Raw genomic sequence first — 20,479 nt, 5'->3', positions numbered from 1 at the left:
TGACCGGCACGGTTGGTGGTGAGATGCCCCGGTCCGGCACAATGAGGTCCGAGGTGAAGCGATCATGGACGGCCTGATCCTGTCCGCGGTGCTCCCGTTGGTGGCGTTTGCGCTGCTCACGGCGGGCAACGCGTTCTTCGTAGCGGCCGAGTTCGGGTTGGTGACCGTCGATCGGGTGGAGATCGACGCCCGGGCCACCGCAGGCGACCGCAGGGCCCGCAGGGTCCGCACCGCCCTCCGTGAGCTCTCCTTCCAGCTCTCCGGTGCTCAGCTCGGCATCACCCTCACCGCCCTGCTCACCGGCTACCTGGCCGAGCCCGCACTGTCGGAGATCTTCGCCCCGCTGGTGGAGCCGGTCGCCGGTTCGTCCACCGACACCGCCGCGCACGTGATCTCCCTGATCGTGGCGACTCTGATCTCCATGCTCTTCGGTGAGCTGGTGCCGAAGAACGCGGCGCTGGCCCGTCCGATGGGCATCGCGCTGCGCACGGCGGCTCCGCTGCGTGCTTTCTCCATCGTCTTGAAGTGGCTGATCGCCGCTCTCAACGGCACCGCGAACTGGCTGGTCCGCCGCCTCGGCATCGAGCCGCAGGAGGAGCTGGCCAGCGCCCGTTCGCCGGAGGAACTGGGCCTGCTGGCGGCGATCAGCGCCTCGGCCGGGGCGCTGCCGACCGAGACGGCGACCCTGCTGCGCCGGACCATCCGGTTCGGCGAGAAGCGCGCGGCGAAGGCGATGACACCCCGCGTCGACGTGGTCGGGCTGAAGACCACCGCGAGCGTCGCCGACCTCATCACGGTGGCGCGACGGACCGGGCACACCCGCTTCCCGGTGTACGAGAGCACGCTCGACGTGGTCACCGGTGTGGTCGGCGTGAACGACGCTCTCGGGGTGCCGCCCGAGCGGCGTGCCGCGACGCCGGTCTCCGCCGTCGCCCGCGAACCCGTCTATGTGCCGGAGAGCCTCAACCTCGACAAGGTGCTCGAACTGCTCCGGGCTGCCGGGGCCGACCTGGCCATCGTGGTCGACGAGTACGGCGGCACCGACGGTGTGGTGACCGTCGAGGACCTGATCGAGGAGCTGGTCGGGGAGATCACCGACGAGTACGACACCGACCTCGGCGAGACCGGCAGTCAGGAGCTGACCGCTCCCGGCGGGGAGAAGACGTTCCTGGTCGACGGCCTCCTGCGGGAGGACGAGGTGCACGAGCAGACCGGTTTCCGGCTGCCCGACGGGCCGTACGAGACGCTCGCCGGGTTCCTGCTGGCACGCCTCGGGCACATTCCGGTCGCCGGTGAGTCGCTGGAGGAGCTCGGGTGGGAGTTCACCGTGATGGAGGTCGACCGGCACCGGATCGAACAGGTGCGCGTGGTGGCGCCGCCGGAGCCGGCCGATGAGTGAGCCTCCCGAATCAATCAGCACAGGTCATAACTCGTGCCGACGCCGGAGCGAAGCGGAGATAACGGCATGAGCGAGTTGTTGTTCGTCGCCGTCCTGCTCGTCGGCAACGGCCTCTTCGTGGGTGGCGAGTTCGCCCTGATCGCGTCCCGGCGGACCGCCCTGGAACCACTCGCCGAGACCTCACAGGCGGCCCGCTGGGCGCTGTCCGCGATGAGTCAGATCCCGCTGATGATCGCCGGGGCGCAGCTCGGCATCACGATCTGCACGCTGGTCCTGGGCGCGATCGCCGAACCGACCGTGGCGCACATGCTCGAGGGGCCGCTCCACGCGATCGGCCTGCCCGGCAACGCGGTGCATCCGATCGCGTTCGTGGTGGCGTTGATGATCGTGACGTTCCTGCACACAGTCATCGGCGAGATGGTGCCGAAGAACATCACGCTGGCCGGGCCGGAGCGGTCCGCGCTCATCCTGGGCCCGTTCATGCTGGCCTTCTGCAACGCCACGAAACCGCTGCTCAACGCGATGCGCTGGGCCTCCCGCAACATCCTGAAGCTGTGGAAGATCGAGACCACCGAGGCGGTCAAGACCGTCTTCACCGCCGAGGAACTGGCCGGCATGGTCACTCAGGCCCGCAGCGAGGGCCTGCTCGGCTCGGAACAGTACGCCCGCATCCACGCGGCGCTCGGCCTCAGCAACCGGACCGCGACCGACACGTTGCTGCCCTGGTCGAGGGTCACCACGGTCGCCGCCGACGTCTCGCCGGCGACCCTGGAGGCGGTGGCCACCCGCAGCGGCCGGTCACGGTTCCCGGTGGTTCAGCGCGACACCCGCCGGGTGCTGGGGTTCGTGCACGTCAAAGACATCCTCGGGTACGCGGGACCGCAGCGCCGTCTGCCGATCCCGGCTGAGGTGATCCGGCCGCTTGCCGTCGTACCGCCGGATCGGAGCCTGGCCGACCTGCTCCTCACCATGCGACGCGACCGGCTGCACATCGTGCTGGTCAGTGACGGGCGCCAGCCGCTCGGGGTGATCACCTTGGACGACGTGCTGCACGCGGTGATCGGGGAGCCCGCCAGGGCGGCGCATCCGGTGTCAAGGATGCGGTGACTTTCGTTACCCCGGTTCGGCTTCGGTGGTTCGGGCTACCGCTTTCGGGTGGTTCCGCGGCGTGCCGGTGTGCCGGAACGATACGCAGGCGACAATCCGGACAATAGTCCCATGATTGACTCTCGGCGGCGCGCTGTCCCTATCGGCGCCCTGTCGGCGGCCCTCGTACTGGCCGGGGTGTCACTCCTTCTCCAGCACACCCCGTCCGTCGCGGTCCCGCCGAAGAACACTGTTCGTAGTCCACTCGCTACTGCGGCCGCACGAACCCCGGTTCCCATGACGCCAACCCGTACCTCCCCGGTGCCGGTCCCGTCGCCCGGCAAGGTCCGTGCCGAGCCGGTCCCGGGATTCCTCAACAACGTCAGTGCCTTCTCGGCTCCCCTGCCGCCCGGCCGGATCCGGATCGCCGGCGGCCCGTTCGAGGTGCGTTACGACTTCGACGGAGGAGTGGGCCGGCCCATCGCCGACGACAACGGCAGGCACGAACTCCGGCCACTCGGACAGAACGGGGGCGCGCTCCGTCTCGTACCGCAGGGGTCCGGTCTTGCCCTCGCCTATCCGGACCGCTGCACCCTGCCGCGGGAGAGGGACTGTCCGCGCGCGATCCTCGAGGGTCTGCGCGACGACAGCCTGAACCCCGGCCGCAGGTCCCTGCGCTACGGCGCCTCCATCCGGATGACCCACGCCGATCTCGCCGACGGGGCGAACGTGCTGCAGAAGGGCTACTCGGTCGGTGGGGTCAGTCAGTACAAGCTTCAGGTCGACCATCGGCAGGGGCATCCCAGCTGTGTGATCGCCGGCCCGCGGGCCAACATCTACCGCGCCGAATCATGGGTCGACGTGGCCGACGGGGACTGGCACGACCTGGAGTGCCGCCGTACGCCCAATCGCCTGATCATGCTGGTCGACGGGGTGCTGCGGGCCTGGACATCGGTCCCTCCGCAGCTGTCGATCGCCAACGCCGAACCGCTGCGGGTCGGCGGCAAGGGCCCGGCGCCGGGTAACGACCAGTTCGCCGGCTCGATCGACGATGTCTTCATCGCCATCGGAGAATTCCAGCGCTGATCACGGAGAGTGCCGGAGTCCTCACAGGACTCCGGCACGATTCGTTGTTCGACCGCTCGATCTTGACGCGAAGCGTAGCCACCCGGTTACCGAGGCGTACACATTCAAATGAATTGCCGCAAACGTCACTAACATTGGCCGTCCGGTGCTAACCACGCGGGGTGACCCCTGCTAAGTTCGCATGCAATTTCGTGGATGGACATTGGGTGATCGTTGTTAGCTGATACCGAGACGGAACGTTTCACGGCGGAGCCCGGCTCCGGCGCCGTCATTCCTTATCACCGGCGTTTGGTCGCACTGGCTCGTCGGCACGTCGTGCTGCTCGTGGTCGTGGCTGTTGCGATCGCGTTACGGGTAGCTTTTACCGTTACCTACCAATACGCGTTCTTTTTTCCGGACACCCGGCCCTATGTGGACTCCGCAAACACCGGCATCCCCAGCCCGGTTCGTCCGTACGGCTACTCCTTCCTGATCCAGCCCTTCGTTCAGAAGCCCTATATCTGGCTCGCGATCATCCAGCACCTCATCGGAGTCGTGCTGCTCGTCGTCGGATACGCGTTCGCGGTCCGCCGTGGCATCAAGCCGTGGATGGCCGCCGTGGCGTTCATCCCGCTCGCCATCGACGCGCGCCAGCTCACTCTCGAGCACTACGTGCTCACTGAAACGGCATACGTCGCCCTGACCGCCGGTGGACTCTTCGCCATCGCCTGGCGCGACCGGCTCGGCTGGAAGGCCGCTGCCCTCGGCGGAACGCTGCTCGCCTTCGCGGCCGTCACCCGTACGACCGGCCTGCCGATCATCGCGCTGGCCGGCGTCTACCTGCTGATCCGGCGGGCCGGCATTACGCGCCTGGTCGCCTTCACCCTGCCGATCCTGGCCGTCCTCGGTAGCTATCTGGCCTGGTACGAGCACCACCACGGGGTTTACGCGTTCGGGCAGTACTCGGGACGGTTCCTGTACGCCCGGGTCGCGCCGATTGCCGACTGCGACCGGCTCGAACTGACCACGAAAGAGCGACGGCTCTGCATGCCGGAGGTTCCGGACAACTGGGACCAGCGGCCGGACATGTACATCTGGAGCAGAACCAGCCCGGCCAACATTTACTACCCCGAGGTCAAGGACGACAAGATACTCGGCGGGTTCGCCAACAAGGTGATCAAGGAGCAACCCGGCGATTATCTGCTCATGGTCGCCGAGCAGACGTCCTGGCACTTCTACCTCCGTCCGCCCATCGTGGGCGGCGCCGCATGCCTGGCCGACTGGTGGATCCCGCCGGTCGAACCGGGCAAGGGTGCGTGTGAGCCCCGGCTGTTCACGCCGGTGGCCGCACCTCACCTGGCGCCGCCACATTCCGACCCCGGTCCACTGCCGGGCGCACGCCAGTTCCATACCTACGGCGAAATCGTCACCACCCCCGGGCCGCTCTACCTGATCGGCTTCCTGGCCGCCGTCTTCGCTGCCGTCTGGCGCCCCCGCCGCGGCTCCTGGCGGAACGCCGCCGACGCCCTGCTCTTCGTCGGCGCCGGCATCGGCCTGATGGTCCTCACCGTCGCCACCAGCATTTTCGACCACCGCTACGCCATCCCCGCGGTGCTGTTCGTACCCCTCGGGCTGGTGCTGGCCATCAGCCGGATCAACGAAGTTGTAAGAACCCCTCGACCCGAAGGCGAAAAATGAGTTCCGCCGAACTTGAAGTCACAGTCCTGATGCCGTGCCTCAACGAGGCCGAGACCCTGGAGGTCTGCGTCCGCAAGGCGCTCGCCTCCCTGGCCGAACTGGGCGTCGAAGGCGAGGTGCTGGTCAGTGACAACGGTTCGACCGACGGTTCGCAAGAGATCGCGCGTGCCGCGGGCGCCCGGGTCGTGCACGCGCCGCAGCGTGGCTACGGCGCCGCCCTGATCAACGGCATCAAGGAAGCCCGTGGCCGATACGTGATCATGGCGGACGCGGACGACTCGTACGACCTGTCGACCCTCGGCCCCTTCATCGAGCAGCTGCGTGCCGGGCACGACGTCGTCATGGGCAACCGCTTCCGCGGCGGCATCGCACCGGGCGCTATGCCGCCCCTGCACCGCTACCTGGGTAACCCGGTGCTGTCCTGGCTGGGCCGGGTGCTCTTCGGCCTCAAGGGCATCGGCGACTTCCACTGCGGCATCCGCGGCTTCAACGCCGACCGCATCCGCGCCCTCGACCTGCGCATGTCCGGCATGGAGTTCGCCTCCGAACTCGTCGTCCGCGCCGCCCTCAGCGGATACGACATGGTCGAGGTGCCGACCACCCTCAAGCCCGACGGCCGCAGCCGCCCGCCGCACCTGCGCACCTGGCGCGACGGCTGGCGTCACCTGCGCTTCCTGCTGGTCTTCGCACCGCGGCGCACCCTCCTCTGGCCCGGCCTGGTCCTCTTCGTGCTCGGCCTGCTCAGCACGGCCGCGCTGTCCACCGGAGCGCGCACGGTCGCCGGCGTCGAATTCGACATCAACGCGCTCGTGTACGCCTGCCTCGCCGTCCTGATCGGAGCGCAGATCTTCCTGTTCGGCGCGGCGGCACAGCTTTACGGCGAATTCGAGGGCCTGGTACGACGCGCGCGGCCCAGCCGGCTCGCCCGCTGGCTCGGTTTCGAGCGGTCCATCCTGGGCGGCCTGTCGCTCGTGGTGCTCGGCCTCGTCGGCACGGTGATCGCACTGACCACGTGGGGCGAGGCCGGCTTCGGCAACCTCGACCCGCGCGGCACCATCCGCCTGGTACTGCCCTCGGCGACAGCGATCGGCCTCGGCGTCATCGGCATCTTCTCCGGCCTGTTCACCAGCCTGGTCACGCTGCGCGGCGCCCGCCCGATCCCGGAGATCGTCAGCACCGCGCCCGCGGTCAACATCCCGCGCCAGAAGACCCCGGAAACCGTCGCCGCCACCCCGGCCGACCACTGACCTCTGATTGCATCTCCTTCACCACCACTCCGCAGTACCGGAAGCCCGGCCGGGACCAGTTCCCGGCCGGGCTTCTCCCGTCGGGCCCCGGAACAGAGGCCAACTGGCGGCGCAAGCGCGGCCGGTGGCTCAGGACGCCAACCGACGGCGCAAGCGCTGTTCGGCCGGTCGTTCGACGCCGGCGTAGAGCAGATGTGCGGCGACGATCGAAGCGCCCAGCAGTCCGATGGCAAGGGCCAGGTGGGCGGCACCGCCGAGGTCCTGCCCGGCAACCCCCGCGTGGACGGCTTTGATCAGCGGCACATGGATCAGGTACAGCGCGAACGAGCGGTCACCCAGGGCAACCAGCGAGCGGGCCCGTAACGGTGTCCGGTCGCCCCTGATGTCGGCGCTCGCCGCCGCCGCGATGATGGCGAGGAAGAAGGGCAGCAGCACCGAGTCGGTGAGGATTCTCGGGATCTCGCCCTCGCTGTCGTGCGGCGCGAACAGCACCAGCGCCAAGTAGGCGCAAGCGCCGCCGGTGGCCGGGAGCCAGGTCGGCCAGGGCGCCCGCCGGCCGCGCCGGATCGCCAGGGCGAGGAGCATGCCCAGCCCGAACTCGCCGAGCCGGTAGAGCGGGTTCAGGTACAGCAGGAACCCCCACGTGGTGTCGGGCGCGACCGCCACGACGGCGAGCGCGGACACCACCATCATCGTCACGGTGAAGGCGGCGAGAACACGCAGGCGCTGCTGCTGCCGGCGGGCCACCCGGATCAGGACGGGAAACAGGGCGTAGAAGAAGGCCTCCGCCGCGAGCGACCAGGACGGCCCGTTGAAGGCGTAGTGCCACGCCGGGCTCGGAATCCAGACATGCGTACAGGTCAGTACGAAAGGAAGGGCACCCCAGACCGGTTCTGCCCCGCCCGCATAGATCACCGGGATCGTCAGGGCAGTCACGGCGGCGTGCGCGGGCCAGATCCGGGCGATCCGGCGGCCGTAGAAGCGGCGGGCGGTATCGGCGGGCCGGGCCGTCCAGGCCAGCACGAAACCGGACAGGGTGAAGAAGAAGGCGACGCCGACGTATCCCAGGCTGACCGCCGCGTCGATCAGATGCGGCAGATCGAGCTCGGCGCTGAGGTGCACCAGGACGACGACCGCGGCGGCGAAGAACCGGAGGCTGGTCAGCGAGTCGAGGCGGGCCGCCGGCACCCCGCTGTCGAGCGTTGCCATCGGGTCCTTCCCTGCCGGACCGTGTCGCCGGATGTGGAACGGCCGCCAAATGCTGCTCAGCGCGTAGCCAGAGGTCCTGGGCGGTTGGAGGGACGTGCCAACGCAAAGACCTCATCGCGGGATCCGGTCGAGCTTCTACCCAGGAACCGGCACCCACGCCGAGGTCTCACGCCAGTATGTGGCCCGTGCATCGTTACGCTGTGCTTATTGATCAGCAACACACCGAATTGATTACCGCATCCCAGTGGGAGGCCGACCACGGGATCGCCGACGCGATGGACCGGGCGGTCGAGGCGGCCCGCCGCAAGCCGAGCAAGCGCAAGCCGGAACGGGCCTCGGAGGGTGGGTAACTGGCCGCTGAAGGGTCCGGGCGGTGCTGCGCTTCAGAAGATCGCGTCAAGCTTCAGAAGATCGCGTCAATGAGCCAGCCGATCCCGGACACGATGCCTCCCGCGATAGCAAGCCCGATCAGCACGAGCAGGCATCCTCCACAACCGCCTCCGCCGTTACCTCCCATTCGAACTCTTTCCATGTGCTCTTTCCAGGCATCGGTATGATATGCGCCCGAATCGACCATTTACCCCTCCTCGCGAGATAGCTGTCAATTCAGACTCGCAGGTCAGGACGCTGCAAGTAGCAAATGCGCCGAAGGTTTCGAGGGAGCTCTCCGAGTTGCCCGGACGAGTGGCTGGCGTCACGCCTCGCTGAGGGCAGTCCCGCTGGGCAGCTAATGGCCCATCAATGGCCCATGGTTGTTTCAGCATCGCGTAGGAACGCAGAAGCCCTGGTCGGACCATCGGTCCTGACCAGGGCTTCCTCACGTGGAGCGGGTGACGGGAATCGAACCCGCGCTGTCAGCTTGGGAAGCTGATGTTCTGCCATTGAACTACACCCGCAAGCTGCCTCACTGTACCTGATTATCCGTCTTGGTGGCGGCACCGCCCCGGGTTCGGCATCCCCGTGCTGCCGATCCCGGGGCGGCCCCACTCGGCCGGTCCGGTGACTGAACCGGATCGGCCGAGCGATCAGTGGGCCGTCAGCTGGCGACGGCTACCAGGGTGGGTAAGTGGCGTGGGGCGTGCCAGGTCCGGGCATAGGCCGGCAGGAATGGGCTGGCGGCCAACGGCAGGGCACCGGCCGGGCCGTGACGGCGGAGCATGGCCGTTTCGACGGTCAGTTCGAAGAGGCGCCAGTCGACGTCCGGGGAGGCGTGCAGGGTGCCGGCCAGGTTGGAGATGACTCGGGCGTCGCGGACGGGCACGGCGTAGCCGGTGAGGGTGGCCTCGTCGTCGTTGTCCTCCGGTGGGTAGGCGTGGAGGGCGTAACGCCCGTCGCGTTCCAAGTCGCGGCGCTTCGGCGAGTCGACGATGAAGCAGTAGAGACCGTCATCGGTGAAGACCGGCGAGATCGGGTGGACGCGCGGACCGCCGTCGGGGCGGATGGTCGCCAGGTAGCCCATGCCGGGGCCGTACTGCTGCAGGAGCGCACGGATGCCGTCGGCGAGCGTCGGCTCGGCGGCGGCGAAATCGGACCAGGAAGCCATGCGCGCAGTCTATCGAACATACGTTCGAGACGGCCAGTGAACACACCGAAAGGGGCAGGTCGGTATGGTGTTGCGATGCTTCTCTCCGACCGTGACCTGGTCTCCGAGATCAAATCCGGCGGTCTCTCGCTGGAGCCGTTCGAGCCGTCGCTCATGCAGCCGTCCAGCATCGACGTGCGGCTGGACCGGTTCTTCCGGGTGTTCAACAACCACCTGTACACGCACATCGACCCGGCGGAGCAGCAGGACGAGCTGACCGCGCCGGTCGAGGTGGAGGACGGCCAGCCGTTCGTGCTGCACCCGGGTGAGTTCGTGCTGGCGTCGACGCTCGAGGTGATCACACTCGGACACGATCTGGCGGCCCGCTTGGAGGGCAAGAGCAGCCTGGGCCGACTCGGACTGCTCACTCACTCGACCGCGGGATTCATCGATCCGGGATTCTCCGGGCACGTCACGCTGGAGCTCTCCAACGTGGCCAACCTGCCGATCAAGCTCTGGCCGGGGATGAAGATCGGTCAGCTGTGCATCTTCAGGTTGTCCAGCCCGGCCGAGCACCCGTACGGCTCGGCTGTCTACGGCTCCCGCTATCAGGGGCAGCGAGGCCCGACCGCGAGCCGCTCGGCACAAAACTTCCGAACCTGGCCGACCCGCTGACGACACCGCAGCCGGCCCGCTGAAGACGCGCGGCCGGCCCGCTGACGACACCATGGCCGGCCCGCTGAACGGACCGGTTCGAAGCCGGCGTCATCTGCGAACCCGATCGGGCGTACCCCGATCGGGTTTTTCAATGTGCGAAGCGCCGCACCGGAAGACCGTTGGCCGAGGCTGCTCCCAGGACCTGTTCGATCTGGGCCGGGCTGAGCCCGGCGGTCGGCACCGGCAGGAGCCGGGCGCCACGCATCCGGAAGAGCAACTGCCCGGAGAGGTGCTCGACCGAGCGGACGGCCCGCCAGGCATACGAGTGCCGGCTCTCCGCGTCCGAACTGGCGATGCCGCTGGTGCTGATCTCGTAGGTGGTGACCTGTTCGGTCCGCAGGCCACGCGCGGTGTGGTTGAGCAGGATCAGTGGTACGAGGACGGCCAGGACCGCCCCGCCCGTCAGCAGCGCCGGGCTCAGATCGCCGGTGACGGCCAGCGAGAGAGCGGCGAGCAGCAGGACCGTCCATCCGGCGAGACGTGCCGCCAGGACCGGGCGGCGAAGGCCGTGCCGGGTGGCGGCCGCGATCAGCGCCGGGTCGGCAACCGCGGTGATCTGGATCTGCACCTGAAGAAAGGTAGCTTCCGTCCCGGGCATATCGTCACCATCCGGACGGCCGATCCGGCATCGCCACGCAGCGCCACAGGTCTGACGCGATCTACGATGGCGGCGTGTATTTGATGATCTCGACATATCTGAAGCCGCTCGCCGAGGTGGACGCGGCGCGTGCGGACCACCTGGACTTCATCGCCGAGCTGGAGCGCGACGGTTTCGCGGTGACCGCCGGCCGGATCGATCCGCCGACCGGCGGCATCATCCTGCTGGACGTCGACACCGAGGCCGAGGCGCAGGAGCTGATCGCCCGCGACCCGTACGTGGTCCGGGGCCTGGCCGCCTACTCGGCGACCGGGTGGCACCCGACCCGCGGCGTGCTCGCGGACTACAAGCGCGCACGCTAGTCCAACTTGATCAGGGGTCGAGGTCCATTCCGGTCAGCAGGCCCCTGATCGACAATTCGGCCGATACCGGGGGAGGGCACTCGTCGACGATCACCGCGGCACCCAGGTACCGGTCACCGAGCAGGCCGCGCAGCCCGCGCGCCTGGGACCCGGTGGACGCCCAGTCGTCGACGACAAGGACGCGGTCGCCGGGCGCGAGCAGCCTCTCCCGGACGCCGAGCCGCTGAACGTCGCCACGGTGGTCGGCAGGTACGTCGGCCCAGATCATCGGCTCTGCGATGGCTCTGCGGGCGCCGGCTCGGTATGCCTCGACGAATCCCACCCCCAGCGCTCGTGCCACCAGTGGCCCGACCATGAAACCGGTCACCTCGGGCGAGACCACGACGGTCGGCCGGTCGGCGCGGAACAGGCCGGCGAGAGCCGGCCCCAGCCCGTCCAGGATCCGGGGATCACGCCACCACCCGGAGCGGTCACTTACGAGATAATCGTGGCCGGGACCGAGATCGGTCCAGGTGAAGGTGGATCGGAGAAGATCACGGAGATCGTCGGTCACGCAGACATCCTGTCACCGGCGGCCGCCCTTCTTGGACCGACCGAATGACACCGATACGAACGGTGGGTCAGAACCGACTCAGCCTACGGGTCAACTTGATGCCCGACGTCAGGTCGATCGGGCATGCTGTTCGGCGGAACTATGCCTGATTTTCTGGCGGGAGGACGCCCGCTGAGCCCAGGGAACCGCGCCGGCGTCGGCGCGGCCCTCGTGCTGCTCGCCGTCGTGTCCGCCGTGGAGTTGGCGGACCGCGACCCGGAGGCGCACTACGTCGGCCTGCTGGCGGCGGTTCCGTTCCTGGCCGGGGTCTTCGCGGTCTGGCAGATGGTGCTCGGCGCCGGAGTGATCGCGACCGTGGTGGGGGCGATCTTCGTCGGGATGGCCGGCGACGTGCAGGGGATGGCCGGCCTGGTCAACCTGATGGGAATCGTGCTGGCGACCGGTGTGGCGGCGGCCGGCGCGACCGTCCGGGAACGGCAGTCCGAGAAGATCACCGAGCTGGTACGCCTCGCGTCGGTGGCCCAGCAGGCGGTGCTGCGTCCGATCGGGCCGCAGGTGGGGGCGCTGGCGGTGGCCGGCCGGTACATCTCCGCGACCGCGGCCGCGGATATCGGCGGTGACCTCTACGAGGCGCTCAACACGCCGTACGGTGTCCGGATCATCATCGGCGACGTGCGGGGCAAGGGCCTGGACGCGGTTCGTCTGGCGAGCATCGTGCTCGGGTCGTACCGGCATGTGGCGTACGAGCGTGCCGATCTGAAGTCGATCGTGCAGGACCTGGACCGCGCGGTGGCCCGGAGTGTCGGCGACGAGGACTTCGTGACCGCCGCCCTGGTCGAGGAGCGTGGCGGGACGCTGACGATCGTCAACTGTGGACATCCGGCCCCGTTGCTGTTGCGGCGGGGGCAGGTCATCCCGCTGGAGCCGCCGGCGCCGGCGCCGCCGCTCGGGTTCATGCCCGAGGTGAAGGCGCGCGTGGAGCGGCTGGAGCCGGGCGACCGGCTGCTGCTGTTCACGGACGGGCTCGGTGAGGCCCGTCGTGAGGGTGAGTTCTTCCCGACCGCCGACCGTGCGTGGCGGCTGCTCGGCCACGGCACGGTCGGGGACGGTCTGGCCTCGCTGGAGACGGCCCTGGTCGACTGGGTCTACGGGCGTCTCGAGGATGACATCGCGCTGGTGCTGCTGGAGTACGCCGGTCCGGACGGCGACGCTGCCGTCCCGGTGCCGAGCTGGGAAGTCGGAGCTGCGGGCAGCTGACGTCAGGCCTCTCAGGCCACGTCGTCCTCGGGTTCGATCGGTGCTGCCGGGGAGGTCGGGGCCGGCGCCGGCGGGACAGGCTCAGGCTGGCGATGCCGACCGATGTAGTTGCGCGGCTGGCTGGCTTGGCGCGGCTCCGGAATCAGGCTCTTGATCGTGGCGAACATGGCGTCCCCCTGTTCGTAGCTGTCTATCCGGTGAAACGAGCCTCGTGCGCCCGCGATACGTGGATCGATCGTTCAAGTCGGCAAATGGCCGAACGGCTGTATCGATTGCCACCTGATCGGAGACGTTTGGCCCACGAACCGGCGGACAACCGCACCTTAGCGGTGGGTTCGCCGGAAAACCCTCCCCGGGTTGTCGCTGGCTACCGATCAGTAATACAGTGGGGTTACTGACGGGTAACTCGCGTCCGGAGAGCGGGGCCAAGCACCATGACGCACTACAAGAGCAACCTTCGTGACCTCCAGTTCAACCTGTTCGAGGTTTTCGGGGCAGACCAGGCATTCGGCCAGGCGCCGTTCGACGAGATCGACGTGGAGACCGCCCGCGACGTGCTGGCGGAGGTGAACCGGATGGCCCGCGAGGACCTCTCGGCCAGCTACGCCGACGCCGACCGCAACCCACCGGTCTTCGACCCGGCGACGCACACGGCGCCGCTGCCGGAGTCGTTCAAGAAGTCCTACGAGACCTTCATGGCGTCCGAGTTCTGGCGGATGGACCTGCCGGCCGGCATCGGTGGCACCTCCGCTCCGCGGAGCTTCTACTGGGCGATCGCCGAGCAGATCCTGGGCGCCAACGCCCCCATCTGGATGTACGCATCCGGCCCCGCCTTCGCCAACGTCATCTGGCACGAGGGCACCGAGGAGCAGAAGGAGTGGGCCAAGCTCTTCGTCGAGAAGCAGTGGGGCTCCACCATGGTCCTCACCGAGCCGGACGCCGGTTCGGACGTCGGCGCCGGTCGTGCCCGGGCCATCCCGCAGCCGGACGGCTCCTGGCACATCGAGGGCGTCAAGCGCTTCATCACCTCGGGTGAGCACGACCTGACCGACAACATCATCCACTACGTCCTGGCCCGCCCGGTGGGCGTCGAGGGCGTGGGCGGACCGGGCACCAAGGGCCTCTCGCTCTTCGTCGTGCCGAAGTATCACTTCGACCCGGCCACCGGCGAGCTCGGCGAGCGCAACGGCGTCTACGCCACCAACGTCGAGCACAAGATGGGCCTCAAGGTCTCCAACACGTGCGAGATGACCTTCGGCGAGCACGGCACCCCGGCCAAGGGCTGGCTGCTGGGCGAGAAGCACGAGGGCATCCGGCAGATGTTCATGATCATCGAGAACGCCCGGATGATGGTCGGCACCAAGGCGATCGCCACCCTGTCGACGGGTTACCTGAACGCGCTCGAGTACGCGAAGAACCGGGTCCAGGGCGCCGACCTGGTGCAGAGCGGTGACAAGGCGGCCCCCCGGGTCACCATCACCCACCACCCGGACGTACGCCGGTCGCTGATGACCCAGAAGTCCTACGCCGAGGCGCTGCGGGCCCTGGTCATCTACACGGCGACCTGGCAGGACAAGGTAGCCATCGCGCAGGCCGCCGGCGACGAGAAGGCCGCCGAACTGGCCAACAAGATCAACGACTTCCTGCTTCCGCTGGTCAAGGGCGTCGGATCCGAGAGGGCGTACGAGCTGCTCGGCGCCGAGTCGCTGCAGACCTTCGGTGGTTCCGGCTTCCTCCAGGACTACCCGCTGGAGCAGTACGTCCGGGACGCGAAGATCGACACCCTGTACGAGGGCACGACCGCGATCCAGAGCCTCGACCTGATCTTCCGCAAGATCGTCAAGGACAACGGCCAGGCGCTCGGTGCCGTGGCCGCCGACATCCAGGCCTTCGTCGAGAGCAACGCCGGCAACGGCCAGCTCAAGGAGGAGCGGCTGGGTCTCGGCAAGGCGCTCGGCGAGATGCAGAACATCCTCGGCATCACGCTGGGCTGGCTGCAGGCCGTCGGCAACGGCGAGCAGCGGGAGCTGTACAAGATCGGCCTGAGCTCGCGCCGGATCCTGCTCGCCCTCGGCGACGTCATCCTCGCCTGGCTGCTGCTGCGCCAGGCCGAGGTCGCTCTGAACGCCCTGGGCGGCGAGGTCTCCGAGGCCGACAAGAAGTTCTACACCGGCAAGGTGGCCGCGGCCCGGTTCTTCGTCCGCGAGATCCTGCCGCGGATCGGCGCCGACCGCCGGATCATCGAGAACACCACCCTCGACCTGATGGACCTGGACGAGGACGCGTTCTGATCTGAAGCTTTTCCCACTCTCCTGAAAAAGACGCAGGCCCGGCGGACAACGACGTCCGCCGGGCCTGCGTCTTTGCCGGGTGACGGTCACACCGCGGCTGAGCTGCCGCGTTCGTCAGCCCCGAGCGGTGTGCGAGCGGATCAGGCGCATCGCCCCGGGCTGCGCCTCGGACCACGGTTTCGCACCGGTGTGGACGGCCAGGCCGGACGTCTTCATCTCGACGACCGTGCCGGTGTACTGGTCGTCCGGCAGCAGCAGAGCGGACACTTCAGACATCGTCGGGTTGTGGCCGATGATCAGCACCGTACGAACGCTGTCCGGCACGGTGTGCAGCAGGTCGAAGACCTCACCGCTGCGGCCCAGATAGAGCGAATCCGGGTAGTGGACCTCGGGCATCGGCTGTCCGGAACGGCCCTGTGCCAGGGCGATGGCGGCGTTCTGCCAGGTCTGCCGGGTGCGCTTGGCAGGCGAGCAGATCACCAGGTCGGGGTGCAGTCGCTCGTCCACCAGCCAGGCGCCGGCCGCGTCGGCGTCGGCGCCGCCACGCTCGCTCAGGGCGCGGTCGTAGTCGTCCAAGTCGCCGGGGATCTCTGCCTTGGCGTGGCGCAGCAGGATGAGAGTCCGCGTGGTCATCGGTACAGCTTGCCTGATTGGGATTTGACGCGGGCGGGTAAACGCTTGATCGACGCATTCATGACGGTCGAGCGAGCTCGCACGGCCGGGCGGACACCACCCGAGGAGGGTCCGATGGGCATCGGTGCAAGCATCTTCCTGCTCGCTCTGGGGGCGATCCTGGCGTTCGCCGTGGAGGCGGACATCAGTGGGCTCGACATCGGCGTGATCGGCTGGATCCTGATGCTGGCCGGTCTGGCCGGCCTGGTCATCACGCTGGCGTTCTGGAGCAACCGTCGCCGTACCGTGGTGACGCGGACCCAGGCCCCGGCTGCCGGGGCGGGTTACACCGAGTACCGCGAAGTCCGTCGGGACGACGTCCCGCCGCCGCCTCCCCCGACGTACTCCTGACGTACGACGGCCCGGACTCCATTGCGGAGTCCGGGCCGGAATCTGTCAGCGGTCGAGCGTTTCAGGCGGAGAGCATTTCAGGCGTAGAGCGCGAAGTAGACCGCGATGTGGTGGCAGATCGCGGCGATAAGCGTGCAGGCGTGGAAGAACTCGTGGTGACCGAAAACGGCCGGCCACGGGTTGGGCCGGCGCAGCGCGTAGAAGACCGCGCCGGCCGTGTAGATCAAGCCACCCACGAGGAGCAGCACCAGGCAGGTCGCCCCACCGACCTGCAGCACCTCGGGAATGATCGCGACGGCTACCCAGCCGAGCGCGACGTAGAGCGGCGCGCCCGCCCAGCGCGGCAGATGCGGCCAGATCATCTTCAGTGCCACACCGCCGAGAGCGCCGCCCCAGACCAGGCTGAGCAGGACGGCCTGCTGGCTACCCTCCAGCAGCAGGACGCAGAAGGGCGTGTAGCTGCCGGCGATGAAGATGAAGATCATCGAGTGGTCGGCGCGGCGCATGATCTGGTAGCCGCGTTCGCTCCAGACCCGCCGGTGGTACAGGGCGCTGGTGCCGAAGAGTCCGCAGACCGTGATGCTGTAGAGCAGGCAGCTCACGAACGGCGCGATACCTGGCCGATTCAGCGCGATCGAGCTGAGCACGACGCCGCACACCAAGGCGACGAAGAACGCGTACTGATGCAACCGGCCGCGTAGTCGCGGCTTGCCGAGGTCGGTCGGCTTCATCCGGAACGGGGCTGAGGTCGTCACGTCATCCAGGTTACGGCACCGTAGGTTACCAGCGGGTAGTGACGCCCGATACGGTTGACGCCGCAGGATGATTTCCTCATGAAGATACGTCGGGTGGGGGCGGCCGGCCTGCTTATCGAGTGCGCGGATGCCGACCGGGTCGAGGATTGGCGCGCTGAGCTGTGGCGACGCCGGGAAACTGGTGAGCTCCGAGCCGTGGAGATCGTGCCTGGTGCCCGCACTGTTCTGCTCGACGGGGTGGCCCCTGGCACCGCCGAACTGCTGGCGCAATGGGAGCCGGCTCCCGGGGAGATTCGGGCCGAAGGTCCTCTCGTGCAGATCCCGACGATCTTCGACGGCGCCGATCTCGGATCAGTCGCCGAGCTGTGGGAGGTCACCCCCGACGAGGCGGTGCGACGCCTGGTCGAAACCCCGCTGAGCGTCGCCTTCTCCGGCTTTGCGCCCGGTTTCGCCTACCTGCGCGGACTTCCGGAGGCCTGGGCGGTCCCGCGGCTCGCCGCTCCGCGCCCTCGCGTTCCGGCCGGCGCGGTCGCGCTCGCCGGCGGCTACGCGGGCATCTATCCCACGGCGTCCCCGGGCGGCTGGCGGCTTGTCGGCCGCACCGATCAGAACCTCTTCGATGTACGGCGTGAGCAGCCCGCCCTCCTCACGCCCGGGACCCGTGTCCGCCTGGTGGCAGCATGATCACGGTAATGCGGGCCGGGCCACTCACCACCGTGCAGGACCTGGGCCGGCCGGGCTGGGCGCATCTCGGCGTCCCCCGTTCCGGCGCGCTCGACGGAACCGCCCTGCGGCTCGCCAACCGGTTCGTCGGCAACCTCGACGACGCGGCCTGCCTCGAGACCACCCTGCTCGGCTGCACCCTGCGGTTCGAGCACGCCGCCCTGGTGGCGGTCACCGGTGCCGTCGCGCAGGTCGACGTCGACCGGCGGCCGGTCGAGCGTCCGTACGGGCATCAGCTCTTCGAGGTGCCCGCCGGTGGGGTTCTCGATGTCGGGCAGGCCAGCCGTGGGGTGCGGTCCTACATCGCGGTGGCCGGTGGGATCGCCGTCGAACAGGTGCTCGGCAGCCGATCCACCGACACCCTCTCCGGACTCGGGCCGGAGCGCCTGACCGACGGCACGGTACTGCCGGTCGGTGTGCCCAGCGGGGCGCCGTCGCTGGTCGGGGAACCGGCCCGGATCGCCGGCGAACTGGTGCTCGGTATCCGGCTCGGGCCGCGTGACGACTGGTTCGACCCGGCCGCGTTGTTCGCTTCGACGTACGACATCAGCCCGTTGAGCAACCGCATCGGCGCCCGGCTCGCCGGGCCTGCCCTGACCCGCACCCACGCCGGCGAACTGCCCTCCGAGGGGGTGGTCCTCGGCTCCGTTCAGGTGCCGTCCGGCGGGCAGCCGATCATCTTCCTGGCCGATCACCCGACGACCGGCGGATACCCGGTGATCGGTGTGGTCGGCGACGTCACACCGCTCGCACAGGCGCGCCCGGGGACTACGGTGAGATTCCGTGAGCTGGATTGATCTCAACGCGGACCTCGGCGAAGGCTTCGGCGCGTGGCGACTGGGCGACGACGACGCTCTTCTCGACGTGGTGACCTCGGCGAACGTGGCATGCGGCTTCCACGCCGGCGATTCGTCCACGATGGCCTCGGTCTGCCGGCGGGCGGTGGATAAGGGCGTCGCGATCGGCGCGCAGGTCGGGTACCGGGACCTGGCCGGGTTCGGGCGGCGCCGGATCGACTACGCCCACGACGAGCTCCGCGACGACATCGTCTACCAGATCGGGGCGCTCGAGGCGTTCTGCCGCATCGCCGGCGACCGGGTGCGATACGTGAAGCCGCACGGAGCCCTCTACAACACGGCCGCGGTCGACGATCTCCAGGCGTCCGCCGTGGTGGCGGCCGTCCACGCCTACGACCCGGCGCTGCCCGTCCTCTGCCAGCCTGGATCAGTGCTCGCCGTACGGGCCGCCGAGGCGGGACTGACCGTGATCGGTGAGGGCTTCGCCGACCGGGGCTACCTGCCGGACGGCAGGCTCGTGCCGCGATCCCGGCCCGACGCGCTGGTGCACGACCCGGACGAGGTGGTAGCCCGGGTCGTGCGGATGGCCGTCGACGGCGAGGTGGTCGCCGTCGACGGCACGGTCACGCCCTGTCCGGTACGGTCCGTCTGCGTGCACGGGGACACCCCCGGCGCGGTGCTGCTGGCCCGTGCGGTCCGGGCCGGGCTCGAAGCCCACGTCCCGGTTCAGGCCTTCTGACGGACCCGGTCCACCAGCGCGATCTCATCGATGCTCGAGTCCGGCGTACCGAGCATCTCGAAGGTTTCCGGGTTGAAGATCCACAGCGTGCGCTCCTCGGTCTGGCCCGAGGGGACCCAGGCCACCCCGACACCCTCCCGGCCGCGCGAGTCCTTCACACCCTCGACCAGTCGCACCCCGTCGATCAGTCCGATCGCCCGATAGAGTGCGGCCCGCTGTGCCGGTCGCATCCAGAGCCGGGTCGAAGCGGTGCCCAGATACTTGGTGACGGCGTCCAGACTGTCCGAACCGAACTCGGCAAGGGCCGTCCTCCGGAGCCACGCGACGGTCGCCTCCGGCTCGGTGGGCATGTCGTCCCGGTAGTGCGCGGTCACGTCACAGCCGGCGCCGGCCCGGCAACCCGGGATGGGGGCGTACTCGCCGTCCTGGTCCCGGCCCCATCCGTCGTGCCTCCCGTCGATCGACAGCCACACCTCGTTCGCGGTGCCGTCCCGCTCGACGAAACGCAGATAGAGGAACTGGTCGTCACGAGGGACCACGTCGGGTTCGTTCTCGGCCGTGGACGCGGCCTGGCTCAGGAAAGCGGCCACCGGGGTCAGCTTCGGGGCCTGCACCGTGGTCGGGGCCGGCGTGGGCGCCTGCGCCGACGGCGTCACGATCTGCGGGACGGTGATCGCCGCGATGCCCGCGGCGGTGGCCGCGGCCAGCAGAGCGGCCCACCGGCGGTTCCTCCGGCGCGGGGCGATCTCGGACATCAGCCGGGTACGCGCCGTGGCCAGACGGTCCGGCGACGGCAGCGGCGTCTCCCCGCCCATCTCCCGGACCAGCGTGATCTCATCCATGACGAACCCCTTCCTCGGCGCTGTTCAACGGGTTGCTGCCGCCAAGAGCGGCACGCAGCACGGTCCTGGCCCGGTGCAGCCGGGAACGGACCGTTCCCACCGGGATGTCGAGTGCGGCCGCGACCTGCTCGTACGTGAGCTCCTCCTGCACGACCAGCAGCAGGACATCGCGGTCGCTGTCGGCCAGATCGGCCAGCGCCGAGGTCAGCACGTCGCGCAGGGCGGCCGCGGTGACGTCGGCCGCCACCCGGTCCGCGTGACACGAGGTGTCCGGCTCGGGCGGGACCACCTGCTGCAGGCGCAGCCGCCGCACCTCGTCCCGGCGGTGCTGGGCGACCAGGCGGGTGGCGATCCCGTACAGCCACGGGCGGGCGTCCCGCTGATCCGGCCGGAACGAGTCCCGGCGGCGGAACGCGGTCAGGAACGTCTCGGCGACCAGGTCGTCGGCCTGCTGGTCGCCGAGACGGCGGGCCAGATAGCGGTGAATGTACGGGGCATGCCGGTCGAACAACGCCGCGAAGTCGTCGCGGAGCAGCGCGGCGTCATCCGGCTCGCTGTCGCTTCTCATACCCGTTATCCGTCACCCGGCGGAAAAG

At 68.9% G+C, this 20,479-nt stretch carries 24 protein-coding genes and 1 tRNA gene; 14 read left to right on the top strand and 11 right to left on the bottom strand.

The window, feature by feature from the left end:
* The first annotated feature begins 64 nt into the window (after nt 1–64).
* The 5 genes from AB0G04_RS14150 (at nt 65) to AB0G04_RS14130 (ending at nt 6,495) form a co-directional block, all read left to right on the top strand.
* Nucleotides 65–1,399 (top strand): hemolysin family protein, encoded by a 1,335-nt coding sequence (locus tag AB0G04_RS14150; RefSeq protein WP_360981903.1) that lies wholly within the window; start codon nt 65–67, stop codon nt 1,397–1,399.
* 66 nt (nt 1,400–1,465) lie between these two features.
* On the top strand, nt 1,466–2,506 hold the full coding sequence (locus tag AB0G04_RS14145; protein WP_360981901.1) for a hemolysin family protein: 1,041 nt from the start codon (nt 1,466–1,468) through the stop codon (nt 2,504–2,506).
* A 276-nt stretch (nt 2,507–2,782) separates the two neighbouring features.
* Nucleotides 2,783–3,571 carry a LamG-like jellyroll fold domain-containing protein gene (locus tag AB0G04_RS14140; protein ID WP_360981899.1) on the top strand — a complete coding sequence of 263 codons (789 nt, stop codon included), beginning with the start codon at nt 2,783–2,785 and terminating at the stop codon, nt 3,569–3,571.
* A gap of 411 nt (nt 3,572–3,982) precedes the next feature.
* On the top strand, nt 3,983–5,248 hold the full coding sequence (locus tag AB0G04_RS14135) for a hypothetical protein (protein ID WP_360981897.1): 1,266 nt from the start codon (nt 3,983–3,985) through the stop codon (nt 5,246–5,248).
* Between the two features lie 29 nt (nt 5,249–5,277).
* Complete coding sequence (locus AB0G04_RS14130; RefSeq protein ID WP_360981895.1) at nt 5,278–6,495, top strand: glycosyltransferase family 2 protein; 1,218 nt, start codon at nt 5,278–5,280, stop codon at nt 6,493–6,495.
* A gap of 129 nt (nt 6,496–6,624) precedes the next feature.
* On the opposite strand, the gene AB0G04_RS14125 is transcribed toward AB0G04_RS14130, so the two are convergent.
* Entirely contained in the window at nt 6,625–7,704 is a 1,080-nt protein-coding gene (locus AB0G04_RS14125) for an acyltransferase (RefSeq protein WP_360981893.1), read from the bottom strand.
* 227 nt (nt 7,705–7,931) lie between these two features.
* On the opposite strand from AB0G04_RS14125, the gene AB0G04_RS14120 reads away from it, so the two are divergent.
* Nucleotides 7,932–8,054, top strand: coding sequence for a hypothetical protein (locus tag AB0G04_RS14120; RefSeq protein WP_360981891.1), 123 nt, complete (start codon nt 7,932–7,934; stop codon nt 8,052–8,054).
* A gap of 53 nt (nt 8,055–8,107) precedes the next feature.
* Here AB0G04_RS14120 and AB0G04_RS14115 read toward each other — a convergent pair whose 3' ends face one another.
* The 3 genes from AB0G04_RS14115 to AB0G04_RS14105 all read right to left on the bottom strand — a co-directional run bounded on the left by AB0G04_RS14115 (nt 8,108) and on the right by AB0G04_RS14105 (nt 9,247).
* Entirely contained in the window at nt 8,108–8,281 is a 174-nt protein-coding gene (locus tag AB0G04_RS14115) for a hypothetical protein (protein WP_360981889.1), read from the bottom strand.
* Between the two features lie 245 nt (nt 8,282–8,526).
* Nucleotides 8,527–8,600: transfer RNA gene (locus AB0G04_RS14110), tRNA-Gly, on the bottom strand.
* Nucleotides 8,601–8,740: 140 nt separating this feature from the next.
* On the bottom strand, nt 8,741–9,247 hold the full coding sequence (locus AB0G04_RS14105; RefSeq protein WP_360981887.1) for a pyridoxamine 5'-phosphate oxidase family protein: 507 nt from the start codon (nt 9,245–9,247) through the stop codon (nt 8,741–8,743).
* A gap of 75 nt (nt 9,248–9,322) precedes the next feature.
* Here AB0G04_RS14105 and dcd point away from each other — a divergent pair, with 75 nt between their 5' ends.
* On the top strand, nt 9,323–9,901 hold the full coding sequence (gene dcd / locus AB0G04_RS14100; RefSeq protein WP_360981885.1) for a dCTP deaminase: 579 nt from the start codon (nt 9,323–9,325) through the stop codon (nt 9,899–9,901).
* A gap of 130 nt (nt 9,902–10,031) precedes the next feature.
* Here the strand turns inward: dcd and AB0G04_RS14095 are convergent, their stop codons facing one another.
* Nucleotides 10,032–10,511 (bottom strand): YcxB family protein, encoded by a 480-nt coding sequence (locus AB0G04_RS14095; protein WP_360981883.1) that lies wholly within the window; start codon nt 10,509–10,511, stop codon nt 10,032–10,034.
* 113 nt (nt 10,512–10,624) lie between these two features.
* Between AB0G04_RS14095 and AB0G04_RS14090 the strand changes: the two genes are divergently transcribed.
* The gene (locus tag AB0G04_RS14090) at nt 10,625–10,903 is read left to right on the top strand and encodes a YciI family protein (RefSeq protein ID WP_360982289.1); all 279 of its coding nucleotides are present in this window, start codon (nt 10,625–10,627) and stop codon (nt 10,901–10,903) included.
* A 10-nt stretch (nt 10,904–10,913) separates the two neighbouring features.
* On the opposite strand, the gene AB0G04_RS14085 is transcribed toward AB0G04_RS14090, so the two are convergent.
* The gene (locus AB0G04_RS14085) at nt 10,914–11,456 is read right to left on the bottom strand and encodes a phosphoribosyltransferase (protein ID WP_360981881.1); all 543 of its coding nucleotides are present in this window, start codon (nt 11,454–11,456) and stop codon (nt 10,914–10,916) included.
* 123 nt (nt 11,457–11,579) lie between these two features.
* On the opposite strand from AB0G04_RS14085, the gene AB0G04_RS14080 reads away from it, so the two are divergent.
* Complete coding sequence (locus tag AB0G04_RS14080; protein WP_360981879.1) at nt 11,580–12,713, top strand: PP2C family protein-serine/threonine phosphatase; 1,134 nt, start codon at nt 11,580–11,582, stop codon at nt 12,711–12,713.
* A gap of 11 nt (nt 12,714–12,724) precedes the next feature.
* Here AB0G04_RS14080 and AB0G04_RS14075 read toward each other — a convergent pair whose 3' ends face one another.
* Nucleotides 12,725–12,880: a hypothetical protein gene (locus AB0G04_RS14075; protein WP_360981877.1), complete on the bottom strand. Its 156-nt coding sequence runs from the start codon at nt 12,878–12,880 to the stop codon at nt 12,725–12,727.
* A gap of 267 nt (nt 12,881–13,147) precedes the next feature.
* On the opposite strand from AB0G04_RS14075, the gene AB0G04_RS14070 reads away from it, so the two are divergent.
* Complete coding sequence (locus AB0G04_RS14070) at nt 13,148–15,004, top strand: acyl-CoA dehydrogenase (protein WP_360981875.1); 1,857 nt, start codon at nt 13,148–13,150, stop codon at nt 15,002–15,004.
* Nucleotides 15,005–15,118: 114 nt separating this feature from the next.
* Here the strand turns inward: AB0G04_RS14070 and AB0G04_RS14065 are convergent, their stop codons facing one another.
* Nucleotides 15,119–15,637 carry a histidine phosphatase family protein gene (locus tag AB0G04_RS14065; RefSeq protein WP_360981873.1) on the bottom strand — a complete coding sequence of 173 codons (519 nt, stop codon included), beginning with the start codon at nt 15,635–15,637 and terminating at the stop codon, nt 15,119–15,121.
* A 114-nt stretch (nt 15,638–15,751) separates the two neighbouring features.
* Here AB0G04_RS14065 and AB0G04_RS14060 point away from each other — a divergent pair, with 114 nt between their 5' ends.
* Entirely contained in the window at nt 15,752–16,027 is a 276-nt protein-coding gene (locus AB0G04_RS14060; protein ID WP_360981871.1) for a DUF6458 family protein, read from the top strand.
* Nucleotides 16,028–16,104: 77 nt separating this feature from the next.
* On the opposite strand, the gene AB0G04_RS14055 is transcribed toward AB0G04_RS14060, so the two are convergent.
* On the bottom strand, nt 16,105–16,782 hold the full coding sequence (locus tag AB0G04_RS14055) for a hemolysin III family protein (protein ID WP_360981869.1): 678 nt from the start codon (nt 16,780–16,782) through the stop codon (nt 16,105–16,107).
* A 78-nt stretch (nt 16,783–16,860) separates the two neighbouring features.
* Between AB0G04_RS14055 and AB0G04_RS14050 the strand changes: the two genes are divergently transcribed.
* Genes AB0G04_RS14050 through AB0G04_RS14040 form a run of 3 tightly spaced genes read left to right on the top strand, consistent with a single transcriptional unit; the run spans nt 16,861 to nt 19,041 of the window.
* Nucleotides 16,861–17,466 (top strand): allophanate hydrolase subunit 1, encoded by a 606-nt coding sequence (locus AB0G04_RS14050; protein ID WP_360981867.1) that lies wholly within the window; start codon nt 16,861–16,863, stop codon nt 17,464–17,466.
* On the top strand, nt 17,463–18,302 hold the full coding sequence (locus tag AB0G04_RS14045; protein ID WP_360981865.1) for a biotin-dependent carboxyltransferase family protein: 840 nt from the start codon (nt 17,463–17,465) through the stop codon (nt 18,300–18,302). The genes AB0G04_RS14050 and AB0G04_RS14045 overlap by 4 nt, the downstream gene beginning before the upstream one ends.
* A complete protein-coding gene (locus AB0G04_RS14040) occupies nt 18,298–19,041 on the top strand; it encodes a 5-oxoprolinase subunit PxpA (RefSeq protein WP_360982287.1) in 744 nt (247 codons plus the stop codon). The genes AB0G04_RS14045 and AB0G04_RS14040 overlap by 5 nt, the downstream gene beginning before the upstream one ends.
* Here AB0G04_RS14040 and AB0G04_RS14035 read toward each other — a convergent pair.
* The gene (locus AB0G04_RS14035; protein WP_360981863.1) at nt 19,029–19,883 is read right to left on the bottom strand and encodes a CU044_5270 family protein; all 855 of its coding nucleotides are present in this window, start codon (nt 19,881–19,883) and stop codon (nt 19,029–19,031) included. The genes AB0G04_RS14040 and AB0G04_RS14035 overlap by 13 nt on opposite strands.
* Nucleotides 19,876–20,451 carry an RNA polymerase sigma factor gene (locus AB0G04_RS14030; protein ID WP_360981861.1) on the bottom strand — a complete coding sequence of 192 codons (576 nt, stop codon included), beginning with the start codon at nt 20,449–20,451 and terminating at the stop codon, nt 19,876–19,878. The genes AB0G04_RS14035 and AB0G04_RS14030 overlap by 8 nt, the downstream gene beginning before the upstream one ends.
* Nucleotides 20,452–20,479 lie beyond the last annotated feature (28 nt).

Origin of the sequence: Actinoplanes sp. NPDC023801, from assembly GCF_040639655.1 — a bacterium.
Taxonomy (GTDB): Bacteria; Actinomycetota; Actinomycetes; order Mycobacteriales; family Micromonosporaceae; genus Actinoplanes.
This window is presented reverse-complemented; position numbering and strand designations above follow the sequence as displayed.

What these genes read in the sequence shown, in the direction of transcription:
- dcd (WP_360981885.1), top strand. Translation starts at nt 9,323, where the DNA reads ATGCTTCTCTCCGACCGTGACCTGGTCTCCGAGATCAAATCCGGCGGT.
- AB0G04_RS14105 (WP_360981887.1), bottom strand. Translation starts at nt 9,247, where the DNA reads ATGGCTTCCTGGTCCGATTTCGCCGCCGCCGAGCCGACGCTCGCCGAC.
- AB0G04_RS14080 (WP_360981879.1), top strand. Translation starts at nt 11,580, where the DNA reads ATGCTGTTCGGCGGAACTATGCCTGATTTTCTGGCGGGAGGACGCCCG.
- AB0G04_RS14150 (WP_360981903.1), top strand. Translation starts at nt 65, where the DNA reads ATGGACGGCCTGATCCTGTCCGCGGTGCTCCCGTTGGTGGCGTTTGCG.
- AB0G04_RS14060 (WP_360981871.1), top strand. Translation starts at nt 15,752, where the DNA reads ATGGGCATCGGTGCAAGCATCTTCCTGCTCGCTCTGGGGGCGATCCTG.
- AB0G04_RS14065 (WP_360981873.1), bottom strand. Translation starts at nt 15,637, where the DNA reads ATGACCACGCGGACTCTCATCCTGCTGCGCCACGCCAAGGCAGAGATC.
- AB0G04_RS14045 (WP_360981865.1), top strand. Translation starts at nt 17,463, where the DNA reads ATGATCACGGTAATGCGGGCCGGGCCACTCACCACCGTGCAGGACCTG.
- AB0G04_RS14050 (WP_360981867.1), top strand. Translation starts at nt 16,861, where the DNA reads ATGAAGATACGTCGGGTGGGGGCGGCCGGCCTGCTTATCGAGTGCGCG.
- AB0G04_RS14090 (WP_360982289.1), top strand. Translation starts at nt 10,625, where the DNA reads ATGATCTCGACATATCTGAAGCCGCTCGCCGAGGTGGACGCGGCGCGT.
- AB0G04_RS14070 (WP_360981875.1), top strand. Translation starts at nt 13,148, where the DNA reads ATGACGCACTACAAGAGCAACCTTCGTGACCTCCAGTTCAACCTGTTC.
- AB0G04_RS14115 (WP_360981889.1), bottom strand. Translation starts at nt 8,281, where the DNA reads ATGGTCGATTCGGGCGCATATCATACCGATGCCTGGAAAGAGCACATG.
- AB0G04_RS14075 (WP_360981877.1), bottom strand. Translation starts at nt 12,880, where the DNA reads ATGTTCGCCACGATCAAGAGCCTGATTCCGGAGCCGCGCCAAGCCAGC.
- AB0G04_RS14035 (WP_360981863.1), bottom strand. Translation starts at nt 19,883, where the DNA reads ATGGATGAGATCACGCTGGTCCGGGAGATGGGCGGGGAGACGCCGCTG.
- AB0G04_RS14130 (WP_360981895.1), top strand. Translation starts at nt 5,278, where the DNA reads ATGCCGTGCCTCAACGAGGCCGAGACCCTGGAGGTCTGCGTCCGCAAG.
- AB0G04_RS14145 (WP_360981901.1), top strand. Translation starts at nt 1,466, where the DNA reads ATGAGCGAGTTGTTGTTCGTCGCCGTCCTGCTCGTCGGCAACGGCCTC.
- AB0G04_RS14030 (WP_360981861.1), bottom strand. Translation starts at nt 20,451, where the DNA reads ATGAGAAGCGACAGCGAGCCGGATGACGCCGCGCTGCTCCGCGACGAC.
- AB0G04_RS14140 (WP_360981899.1), top strand. Translation starts at nt 2,783, where the DNA reads ATGACGCCAACCCGTACCTCCCCGGTGCCGGTCCCGTCGCCCGGCAAG.
- AB0G04_RS14125 (WP_360981893.1), bottom strand. Translation starts at nt 7,704, where the DNA reads ATGGCAACGCTCGACAGCGGGGTGCCGGCGGCCCGCCTCGACTCGCTG.